Annotated in this window: 10 protein-coding genes and 1 pseudogene; 1 reads left to right on the top strand and 10 read right to left on the bottom strand. The window is 44.3% G+C overall.

The window, feature by feature from the left end; translation table 11 throughout:
- Positions 1-60 precede the first annotated feature (60 nt).
- Positions 61-600: pseudogene (locus DHU66_RS04580) on the bottom strand (ECF-type riboflavin transporter substrate-binding protein); the annotation flags it as partial.
- A gap of 127 nt (positions 601-727) precedes the next feature.
- On the opposite strand from DHU66_RS04580, the gene DHU66_RS04575 reads away from it, so the two are divergent.
- Positions 728-2221: an ISL3 family transposase gene (locus DHU66_RS04575; RefSeq protein ID WP_245309389.1), complete on the top strand. Its 1494-nt coding sequence runs from the start codon at positions 728-730 to the stop codon at positions 2219-2221.
- A gap of 208 nt (positions 2222-2429) precedes the next feature.
- Here DHU66_RS04575 and DHU66_RS04570 read toward each other — a convergent pair whose 3' ends face one another.
- From DHU66_RS04570 to DHU66_RS04530, 9 genes are all read right to left on the bottom strand, one after another.
- On the bottom strand, positions 2430-3506 hold the full coding sequence (locus tag DHU66_RS04570; protein WP_108774704.1) for an SIS domain-containing protein: 1077 nt from the start codon (positions 3504-3506) through the stop codon (positions 2430-2432).
- Positions 3503-4165 carry an HAD family hydrolase gene (locus DHU66_RS04565; RefSeq protein ID WP_108774703.1) on the bottom strand — a complete coding sequence of 221 codons (663 nt, stop codon included), beginning with the start codon at positions 4163-4165 and terminating at the stop codon, positions 3503-3505. Before DHU66_RS04565 ends, DHU66_RS04570 begins: the two co-directional genes overlap by 4 nt.
- Positions 4149-5504 (bottom strand): MATE family efflux transporter, encoded by a 1356-nt coding sequence (locus DHU66_RS04560; protein WP_108774702.1) that lies wholly within the window; start codon positions 5502-5504, stop codon positions 4149-4151. The genes DHU66_RS04565 and DHU66_RS04560 overlap by 17 nt, the downstream gene beginning before the upstream one ends.
- Positions 5505-5722: 218 nt before the next feature.
- Complete coding sequence (locus DHU66_RS04555; RefSeq protein ID WP_108774701.1) at positions 5723-6694, bottom strand: SIS domain-containing protein; 972 nt, start codon at positions 6692-6694, stop codon at positions 5723-5725.
- Positions 6695-6725: 31 nt separating this feature from the next.
- Positions 6726-7568 (bottom strand): PTS system mannose/fructose/sorbose family transporter subunit IID, encoded by an 843-nt coding sequence (locus DHU66_RS04550; RefSeq protein WP_108774700.1) that lies wholly within the window; start codon positions 7566-7568, stop codon positions 6726-6728.
- 145 nt (positions 7569-7713) lie between these two features.
- Positions 7714-8532 (bottom strand): ATP-binding protein, encoded by an 819-nt coding sequence (locus DHU66_RS04545; protein WP_167836257.1) that lies wholly within the window; start codon positions 8530-8532, stop codon positions 7714-7716.
- A complete protein-coding gene (gene istA, locus DHU66_RS04540; protein WP_167836256.1) occupies positions 8507-10093 on the bottom strand; it encodes an IS21 family transposase in 1587 nt (528 codons plus the stop codon). Before istA ends, DHU66_RS04545 begins: the two co-directional genes overlap by 26 nt.
- Positions 10094-10293: 200 nt before the next feature.
- Entirely contained in the window at positions 10294-11094 is an 801-nt protein-coding gene (locus tag DHU66_RS04535; protein ID WP_108774697.1) for a PTS mannose/fructose/sorbose/N-acetylgalactosamine transporter subunit IIC, read from the bottom strand.
- Between the two features lie 29 nt (positions 11095-11123).
- A complete protein-coding gene (locus tag DHU66_RS04530) occupies positions 11124-11588 on the bottom strand; it encodes a PTS sugar transporter subunit IIB (protein WP_108774696.1) in 465 nt (154 codons plus the stop codon).
- Positions 11589-11599 lie beyond the last annotated feature (11 nt).

Genomic DNA, 11599 nt, shown 5'->3' with positions numbered 1-11599 from the left:
ACAAAAGGAACACGGCCCTAAAGAGGGCAATGTTCCTGCATGAAACTGAAATGCTGTTACTTACTTGTTTTTTGCAAGAGATCCCTTGGAAACCTTGGTTGCACTGTATGCCTTCAGCAGCAGTAAGCCAACCACAGCTGCTGTGATGGCATCTGTCACAAAGGCAATGGCACCCTGGGCAAAGACCAGCTTGGCAGATTCACCATAGATGACAATATCCAGAACCGGTGCCACAACGATCCAGCTGACTGCATGAGCAATCACGGTGTACAGCACAAATGTGCCTGCTTCCTTGCCGGAGAACTTGCCATCCTCAACCTGCGGCGCAATCTTTTTGGCGCAAAGACCTGTGATCAAAGCACTCAGACCAGAAGCAATGATCCAGCTCCACCATGGGCTGCCATAGGAAATAAAGTCATTCAGTGCATGGCCGATGAAGGCAACCAGGAAGCCGCACAGAGGACCATACAGGGCAGCGAAGAAACCAGAGATGCCATAGGCAATCTGCAGGTTGGTCTCCGGTACCGGAGAAGGGATCTTGACAAACATGAACAGCACAAGGAAAACAGCTGCACCAAGACCCGTAGCGACAATTGACTTTGTAGAAAATTTGGCTCAATCCCAAAACCTGTTGATATGACGCCATGTGGGACGGAGATATAGTACGAATATAAAAATGGATCTCGTATAATTGTGTGTACCCAAACATACAAGATAGGAGATCCATATGAATGTTAACACACAGCCGCTTATTCAGGAAGAATTACTTGATACCAGATCAGACGATCTGCGCTCCGATGCACATGATCTGATTGATTCAATTTCTGATGTGCAACTCCAGAGTGGCATTTTAACATTCTCATCAGGTCTGCCATCCTTTACCCAGGTTGGTATGCCGGAAACGGCCGTTAAAGAGATCTCTATAGGCACATCATCCAGACCTGCCAGGCGCAGTGTCACTGAATATTTCTTTAAGGGAAAGCTGAATCGTCTGAACGGACAGCCGATTTACTGCAACTGCTGTGGCCAGGAAATGGTGTATAACGGCACAACTGAGGTTGACTTGAAACACATTCCTATGGGAGGTATCTATACTCATATCGTTGTATCCAAGCAGAGAGCACTCTGCCAGAATAAGAACTGTCCGGTCAGTACTTATACAGAACCACTAGATTTCAAGGCTCAGGGACATCTGATTACAGCTGCTCTTGAGAACTATACACGCGATCTGCTTCGCTTTGGACTGACAATGAAGGAAATATCCATCATTACCGGTTTAAGCAAGAATACAGTCAAGGAGATCGATAAGAAGCGCCTTCAGGAGCTGTATACCGTTAATGGTGAAGGCAAGGAACTGAAGAAGCCTGCAGAATGCCTGGAGTATCTTGGCATTGATGAATTTCTTCTTCATAAAGGCCATAAATACGCTACGTTGATCATGGACCTGAAGAGCGGACATGTGCTGTACCTTGCCTATGGCAAGAAGAAACAGACTGTATATGACTTTATTGACTGGGTCGGCATCGACTGGATGAAGAACGTGAAGGCTGTGGCCTGTGATATGAACAGTGACTTTGAAGAAGCCTTTAAAGATCGCTGTGAATGGCTGGATATTGTCTATGACCATTTCCATCTGGTCAAAAACTTCAATGACAAGGTGGTATCAGAAGTCCGTAAAGAGGAACAGAAGCGCCTGATAGAAGAAGGCAATACAGAAGCTGCCAAAGCTCTCAAAGGCTCTAAGTATGTTCTGATGACAAGTGCTGAAACAAGAAAGCAGAAAGAAAAAGATGCCAAAGCGGGCAAAACCATTGCCCGTGGAAGCGATCTGTTCAAGAAGCCGGAGGTGAAGCAGAAAGCAGGCGTTGAAGAAGAATACAAGAAGCTATTGGATGAAAACAAGCTGTTCTTCACCATGGATCTGGTAAAGGAACAGCTTGATAAAGCATACAAAGCAAATAGCGAAAGAGGCATGAAGATTCATATTAAACGGATCATACGCACCTGCAAAGCAACAGAGAACAAGCATTTCATATGGTTTGCCAAGCTGCTGGAGGAACACATGAAAGGAATTATCTCTCATGCAAGAGTCCATATCTCATCCGGCAAAGTTGAAGGAACCAACCAGATGATAAAAACATTGAGACGCAAAGGATACGGCTATCCAGATGATGAATATTTCTTCCTGAAGATCATTGATGCCAGCAGGAAATTCTCATGACCTCTGGGTACATCTATCAACAGGAATTAGGACTGAACCGAAAATTTCTTATCCATCATTTCATCCCCTTTATTAATGAAACAGCATGATTATAACATCATGGTGTCAGAATATTTCGTGTATTTTCAGAAAGTCTTTCACTGTAAGCGCTGCAATTCCGTGCTTTTTCATAGATTGCAATACCGGGCTTCATTATCTGCTCTCTTTTTTACTTTTCGTAGCAGTAACTTCCCATCTCACGGTGGAAGTCAGGATCTGTACTTACGGTCAGATCAATGCCTCGATCTGATGCCATCTGTTCTGCAATAACCTGTACGGGAACAATGTACTCCAGTCCCTCAAACAAGTTGTCTTTGACAAACGGAAACTGCATCACAGGCATGACATCTGCACTTTGACCGGAAGTAATCAGAACCGAACTGCAGTGCTTATGCTGCTGAAGATAGTGCAGCAGTCCCAGCATTCTCCTGTAATGATATTGATCTGCACCAAGCCAAATGATCAATGTATTTTCATCCACGGCATGATAAATGCCATGCATGAACTCTTCCATTTCAAATCCCTGTACCGGACAGTTGACCGTTTCCAGAATTTTCAAAGCGCCTTCATATGCAGAGGCAACACTACTCATATAGCCGACAACAAATATTTTTCTGGATTGGAGAAATATTTGTCTGTTCTGTTCGTAAAACGCCTTGGCTTTTACAGCAATTGGCGGAATTACGTCTGCGCAGGAAAGCAGTTCATGATACAGTGTTTCTTCACTGATGGCCGGTTCTCCTTTCAAGAGTGCAATCGCTTCAGAAAGCACAATGATCGTTGCCACAGAGCAGAAATATCCTTTTGTCTTTGGCCCCATATCTTCCTCACCAACCATGAGTTCAATGGTGATATCAGCCACAGACGCAACCGGAGAGTGAAGATCTGAGGTAATGGCAATGGTGACACAGCCATGGTCTCTGCCCTTGCGCAATGCATTCATCGTACTGGTGCTTCTGCCACCCTGAGAGATTCCAATGACCAGAGAATCAGCCGGAATCACATTCACACTGTCAACAAACTCCATTGCCATTACTGCCCGCGCAGGAACATGCAGAATATTTTCACAGGCACAGGCAGATGCCAATGAGGCATGATAGCTTGTTCCGGACCCTGCCAGAAATACACTTTTCATCTTCTTTATGTTTGGCCTGTCTTTTAATGCTTTATAAATGGCAAGCCTGTTATTAATGATATTCCTGACAGCCTTATCTGATTCACAAATATATTCATACATTGATTTCATATAAAGATCTCCATCATCTTCTTCACTTCAAGCAGAGAGGACACGATAGCAAATGATCGTTGAATGTCCTCTGTTGTAGGGGTATTAATGGATGGAACCATGATCACCCTGATGCCTGCGGCACTAGCTGCTCTGACCCCATATCCTGTATCTTCCAGAACAAGAGCATCTTCCGGCCGGCAGTTCATTTTCCTCAGGACAGTCTGATAGATTTCCGGATTCGGCTTGCGGTACTTCACTTCATCTCCGCACAAAATACAGTCAAAGCTGGTCAACAGGTGCAGCTTTGAAAGCCTCTCTTCTGTCTGGATGCGGCTGGTTGTTGTCGCCACAGCTTTTGGAATCTGCAGTTTTTCCAATACAGCCAGCAGCTCCATCACCCCCGGCATCACATCAACCTCTGCCAATAGTTTTCTGCTTCCGATTTCACGAGCCTGCGCCAGCGCAATCCTCCATGGTTCATGCGGATATTCTGCCGCCAGCATACGTTCTACATCTTCCCCGGTAATACCGACAGCTTTACAGAATGCACTTCCAAACGAATCAATTCCATTTAGACGTCCACTTTCTTCCCATGCCTTTTTCCAGATAAATTCTGTATTCAGCATCAATCCATCAACATCAAAAATGACTAATTCTGGCTTAACACTTAGCTGCATTTGTCTGCTCCTTTACATAGCTTTTTACATTTCTGACTTTAAATATAATTGCTGCAAAAATATCCCTTGCCCACTGATCCACATCCATCGCAATCCAGATCCAGACAATATTCCAATGCAGGAGGAAACCGAAAATATATGACAGTAGAACGCGGCATCCATAAATTCCAATCAGACTGATGACAAGAGGCGAATTATAATAACCTGCCGAGCGCAGATAACCATACAGGATTTTCTGATGGTGCTGAGGATACTGCGAAATGATCATCATATAACAATAGATTTTTGCAATCTGGATCAGTTCTGCTTTATCCGTTAGAAGTCTGAGTACAAAGGGGGAGAACAGCAGCAGAAACAGCATGGTAACGCCGCTGATCAGCCGGCAGTAATAATTCAGCCGATTTAATGCATTCTGATACAGGTTACTGTCCGAGGCACCGATCGCATTTGCAGAAAGCGACATGGCTGCCGTCAGAAAACCGGCGGACATCATATCGCAGAAAGCTTCTCCCTGCATGCCAAGCTGATATGCTGCATATTCAGTTCTGCCATAGCTTAGAATGACACAGCTCATGTAAACAGCAGCTATATTCCACAGTGAGTTCTCAATAGAAGCAGGTGTTCCGGTTTTAACGATTTCCCTGCATTCATTCAGGCTCAGCCGGCTTTCAATTTTCTGGGACGAAAACAGACCGTTCTTTCCATACAAGAAATACAGCCCGGTAGAAGCCATCACCAGGAATGAAATATTCTGAGACCAGGCGGCGCCAGATAAACCAAGTCTTGGAGCACCTTTTCCAAAGATCAGCATATAGCCAAGTATCAGATTGACAATATTGCCAATAGTTGCGATTTCAAGTGGTGTTTTTGTATTTCCATCTGCCTGGAATGCTGTTGCATTCTGATGCACAATAGATATCAGCGGATAGAACCATATTGTCTGCATCAGGAATTTCTGAGCCTGATCCAGCAGAACTGTTTCCTCTGTCATCGTGGATAACAACTGCCGGGAAAACAGGAAAATCAGAATCATGGCAACAGCAGCTAATGGAAGCAGTAACAAATAGCAACCCATCTGAAGCCTGCTGCACGCCCTGACATCATTTTTTCCAAATTTTCTGGCCAGAAGCGCCATTGTCCCAATAGAGAATCCTTGTGAAATCGAGAAATAGATCGAATATATCCGATTTGCGATTCCATATGAACTGATTTCATTGATACTGAGCCTTCCGATATAACCGGTCAGGATCATACTTGAAAGCAGCAGCAGCGCATTTTCCAAGATAGCGGGAATCAGAATTTGAAGTATCCGATGATCCAGAGATGTGCTTCTTTTCATGCTTTCCTTTTCTCCTCTATGTAAATACAGCCATTATTTTTTTCATCCTTTCAGTGCCATCGCAGTACTGAACATGTAGAAATAATCAAAACACATGATTCTGAATAAAATGATGAAGAGATGAATATTGTAATGAATATTAAGATAACTTCAGCCCACATACAGATCCAGTATGTGGGCTGAAAGTCAATCAGCAAAATATATAAGCAGACGTTCAATTAATATGCGAATTTCCACATGTATTTTCTCCAGCTCAGAGGATGCTGGCGGCGATCTGCAAGGAGATGATTATACACTCCAAGCAGTTCACTATAGAAATCATGATCATAATATTCGGAAACTTCGCCCAGTTCCTTCATACCATAATCATACCCATCGATAATGGTTGTATGGTTGTTGAACTTCTCAAGGAAGCGAATTGCTCTTTCATCAACTCCTCTTGTTCTGCCGGTAGATTTCAGAAGCAGATAAGCAGTGTCTCTTTCTGTAATCTCAAATGGTCCATTGAAGAATTCATCGCAATGAATTACAGAGGAATTGATCCACTGCATTTCCATGAAAATGCAGATGGTCTGCTGCTGGGCAGCTGCCCATGCAGTACCGGATCCCATTGTATAAATCATGTTATCGTTTGCATAATCCTGTGCAAATGCAATCGCATCCGGAACTGCTTTCTTCTGCGCAGCCGGAACAATCTCATTCATCTTGCTCATTGCATCTGTCATTGCATTGTATACTTCTGTATTATGCTCAACAGCATTTACGGTCTCATAAGCAATCTTCAGAGCATAAGCACCCTTGGATTCCTCATAAAGGGCACCATCCACGCCAGTGTCCTTAAACTGGATTGTATAATCCGCAATCTTTTCAAGCGGTGTATCCGTCTCCATCTGCAGAGCAATTACAGTTGCGCCAAGATCCTTTGCGCGCTGTGCAGCGCTGACAGTCTGGGGTGTGTTTCCCCTGCGGCTTGCGCATACAACGATGGAGTTCTCACCAACATTTGCAGGGGTATCTTCTGTAAATTCATGACCGTTAGCATAGTTTGTGGAAATCATCTTTGCTTCACGGGTCACATAATAGTATGGTGCATAGAAGCATGACAGTGAACCGCCACATCCAGTGAAGCTAATGTTGTTAATGTGCTTTTCTGATACAATTTTTTCTACAGTGCTTTTAACGTCAAACATTTTCTTTTTCTCCTCTTCTGCTTTTTTCTCGTTATGCGACTGTTAAAATTCCAAGATAATTCAAAATAATTCCAAAGACGAAGCATGCAACGATGACATACATTGGTTTAACTTTGCCTGATTTGATAATGCCATACATGATCCATGTCATAACCAGCGGAATAATCTTCGGCATAATACCATCGAGAACATCCTGCAAAACAAAGGCAGAGCCAAATGAGATCGGTGTTGTAAGATTAGCCAATGATGCAGACATACCGCCAATAACAAACAGGCCGGCAATGGAACATACAAACATCACTTTTTCCATGACGTTGGATTCTGATAACTGCTTAACGAACTCCTGGCCTTTCGTATAGCCGAGTTTACCCATGTACCAGGTAAACGGTGCACTTGTTGCGATGGAAATTGCCATCGCAAGAATCGGTCCAACGATGCTGCCTTTCTGGGCAAGGGAAATGCCGATAGACATTGCAATGATACGGATGGTTCCCTGGAACAATGAGTCACCGATGCCTGACAGAGGGCCCATCAAAGCAACCTTGACAGCGTTGATTGAGGCAGGATCAAACGTATCCGGGTGGGCAGCATACTCCTCTTCCATTGCTTCGGAAATACCAAGTGTCAGAGCTGCACACTGAGGTGTGATATTGAAGAATTCCAAGTGTCGTCTGTATGCTGCTTTTTTCTTTTCAATTTCATCTTTGTCAGGATACAGACGATCGATACAGTGCGACATTGCATACATATAAGCTGTGTTCATCTGGCGCTCATAGTTCCAGTTTGTCTGCATACACCATGCGCCCCAGAATATTTCCTTCAGCTTCTTATGCAGAGGGTAGTTTTTCTGTGTTTCCAAACCTTTCTGTGACATATTGCAGACGCCGGGACTTTGGACGCATAGATCCGGCATGAGATGGTACCGGCAGTGCGGAAATTGATGGACTCACTGAACCGGTTGTCATGGTACCGCCATAAAAGGGTGATCCCTTGTCGGTATTGGACAGGGGATCATTTGATTACTGTGTATTACTTCGTGAAGCTTGCTGCTGTGCAAGGGCGGCAGCTATATCGATATTTCTCATGCTGTCACCTTCGAGTGTTATTGTGTATGCCTTGGCAGTCAGACGGTTCATGATCGTATCTGCGATTGCGCCTCCTGCCTGTGAAAGCCGGTTATACATTTCTTCAGGCATTAGCTGTGAGCAGATCAGGAAAGAACGATGAATACTGGATCTGGGTTTCGATGAGATCAGTCGGTACAGGAAATCCGCATCTTCACTGGTTATCCTGGTAAGCATAAAGTCGTCAATGATCACCAGGTTCGTATTAACCAGCTTCCTGAGGAATTTCTCTCCTTTACCTTTGCTTTCCTGATTGTGGTAGGTGCTCATAAGGTCAGGCATGATGAAGTATCTGACTGTATACCCATGCTCACATGCTTCGTTGCCATAAGCACAGGCAAGGAACGTCTTTCCGCCTCCTGTTGCCGATTGAATCATGATGTTCAGCTCACTGTCTATGAATTCACACGTTTTCAGCTGATCGATCAGAGGAATATTCAAATGTCTCTGAGGCAGATAGAGAAGGTTGTTAAAATCTGCAGATGGGAAAAACAGTTTAGCTGCTTTCTTATAACGGTCTGCTGTGCGATTGCCGTTCCCAATCAGCTGACAACTGATGAGCTGGTCAACTACCTGCAGTGCCGATTGATCAGCCAGTTCACCGCTTTCTGCCATTGCGTCAAAGAGATCAGCCATTTCTTTCATGCCAAGCTGCCTTATTTCTTTACTGACGGTTTTCGGCGTGATTTCATTTCTTCTTGTTCTTCTTGGCATAATACTCTGCTCCTCTGACAAATGACTTTTCCTGGGTGCCATCTGATTCAACTTCACCTGTATCAGGCTGTATTACAGCCATATCTTGTCCGGCATAAAGAATCGCTTTAATATTCTTGTAGACTGGTCTTTTGTAATGGTCCAGTGCTATCTGACAGGCATGTTCTACTCTTGGCCGAGGATATGTGTCTGTCAGTTTTAGTATTGAAAGTACGGTATTGTAATAACGCTGCTCTGCACCGCCGTTTCTGAAGAAGCGGTCAACGACTTCATAAGTGTATGGACCGATCTCCTTTGCCCATTTCAGGAATCTGTTACTGTTCCACTTGCCGAAGCTTGCACTGTTTGGCGGGCGGTGTTCGTCCCAGATGTCATACTTGCCAATACCAGCCTTAATCTTGTGCGTGCAGATAAAATCACCTTTCATAGTCCAGCATTCAATACGGTCACTGAAGATCCTGAGCCAAACTTCTTCACCAATGTGCTGATACGGAACAGAGTAAAAATTCTTGTTGTATTGGAAACAGATATTTGGATATATCTTTGCTTTTTTCCTGGTGAAATATTCGTATTGAATTGATGGTAATGGAGAGAGCCGATCCTTTTCGTAGTCGGTGTACAGGCTGAGTCTGCTGCCTTCCTTCTTCTGAAACGGCTTTGCATTGAATTCATCCAGTTCCTTACGAACATACTTGTTGTATTCCTCAATTGAGAAGCACTGGATGTTGCGCAGCCGACCAAGGATGGCGGATTCAAACTTGCCAACGACATTCTCTACATGCGCTTTATATCGTGGCGCCCGCACCTTGGCAGCTTCAAGAATGATGCCGTAATAGTTGGCAAACGCTTCATAATCAGCCTGATAGATAACATCACCGTTCTTTGGATGCCTGATAACACCAGTCTTGAGGTTGTCACAGATGATGACATGCGGACTGCCATGAAAGTATTCCAGCATATGCACATTTGCTTTAATCCAGTTTGGCAGCTTCATATCCGGGAAGACTTCAGCGTATGCATAGCCGCTGAATGGCAGAATTGCAGCGAACAGCCACGCTTTCTGAATTTCTCCCGTGTACGGATCTTTCCAGTATGCTGGATCTCCGGTCCAGTCAACTTCGATTTCTCTTCCAGGCTCATGCCTGATTACCTCAGAATAAGATTTCTTGGTCAAATGTTCTTCAAGATGAAGCTGGAACTGGGTTTTCTGCAAATGGGGCAGATTGGCTCTTTCACATGACTCTGCATATTCATCAAACAAGAGTTTCTTAGTGACACCAGGCTTGAGAAGCTCCTTACAAAGCTGGTCATAGTCTGGCTCAACATAGAGAACCTGCTTTGGTCCATCCGATTGAGGAATGTCACTTCTTCTGAAGATCTTATCAAGCTGACTCGAATCAAACTGATCAAGATCTTCCGGTATCCATTTGTTCTTTTCCATCACCTCCTTGATGATGGATACCTTGTTTTTTGATGTGTGGGTCATTCCCGCAATATCCCGCTGTGAGAATGATCCCGAAGATAGATACCGTGCGATGTCAATGTACTTTGACTTTTCCATGCTTAAAGCACCTCCTTTGACGTACGAAAAAGCTGCACGTTGCTTTCCGTACAGCTTCATCTTAGTCAGAAAAGAGACGCTTCGAAGTTTACGCTTCTTCGCCACAAAAAAAGGCGGTACCGATAGATCCGGAAGACCGGGTCCAAAATTTCCGGTTCACTGGGTCCAACGTACCGCCGTTTGCAACATATCGTCCTCCTTTAATTATCAAGATTTTCCAAATCATCGATCGATGCATCCGCTGTCTTTTTAACACTGGGCCCGTTCGAAGATCCAACGTATTTCACTGTGTAGAGAATAACAGCCAGCACAATACCTACCAAAGCAAGTCCAGTCAGACTCATTCCCGAATAGGCTGCCAGCAAGAAGCCGGCAAAAAAGTAAACCACTGTATTCCTGTTAACCATCGTTGACAGAAGCATTGCAAATCCATAGAAAGCAATTATATTAGCGCCTAAGGATACGCCGCTTGTCACCCACGAAGGCACAATTTCGGCAATAGACTGAACGACACCTGCGCCAAAATACACTGACAAGAAGACCGGGATAATTGTGAACAGGACATATAGCACAGGACCATATACAATATCCACACGCTTTGCTTTGGCAAAGTCGCCCTTGTCTACCGCCGCATCGCACATATGGGCAAACTGAATACGAATGATACTGGAAACTGTACCCAAGACGGTAGCAAGCAGTGTCATCGGGACAGCAATTGTGATTGCTGTTTCAATATCAGCACCTGTCATAATACAAATGGCACAGCCAACCAGAGAACCCATATTCATATCGATTCCGGATGCACCAATGGACATCATGCCAAGTGTCGCAAGCTCCATCTGTGCGCCAACCGTCAGTCCTACCTTGATATTGCCAAGCAGCAGACCGCAGATTGAGCAGGTGATTAATGGTCGCTCAAAGTTCAGTCTTCCCAGCATTCGGGAATCCAGAATCATGAGGACGGAAATGAGAGTCACAATCAAAGATTGAACTAAATGCATATTTTCACCTCCATTTTCTGATTGTGATGTTACAGCACAAGATCTTCGCGTCTGGTTGTCGGGAGCTGTTGCATAAACAGCTTGCATCCGGTCTTTTCAATCTGCTTGAGGTCGTTCTGCTCTTCCGGGGTAAGGTAAACAACTTCAGAAAAGACTTTTGATCCAGGCTTCTTTACAGTTCCTCCGACATTCAATTCCTTGCATGTCGGATGAGCAGTAATGTAGCGCGCAGCATCATGCGTCTGACCAAAGACAATGAACACAATGTCGGAAAGAGAATCAATTTTGGCTGCATTTTCCAGTGCCTTTTCAACTGAGAAGACGTTTAATTTGCATCCTGCTGGCTTAGACATTTTCAGAGCCATTTTTTGAAAATCATCTGACGCTGCTTTATCATCAATGACAATGATTCTTGTTGCGCCAAGATAGTGCGTCCACGAAAAAGCCACCTGTCCATGAACAAGACGATGATCGATTCTTACTGCTTTTATCATGTCCTTCCTCC

Source organism: Lactimicrobium massiliense, assembly GCF_900343155.1.
Lineage (GTDB): Bacteria > Bacillota_I > Bacilli_A > Erysipelotrichales > Erysipelotrichaceae > Bulleidia > Bulleidia massiliensis.
Note: the sequence above shows the minus strand (reverse complement) of the source record. Positions and strands in the feature narration are given on the sequence as shown.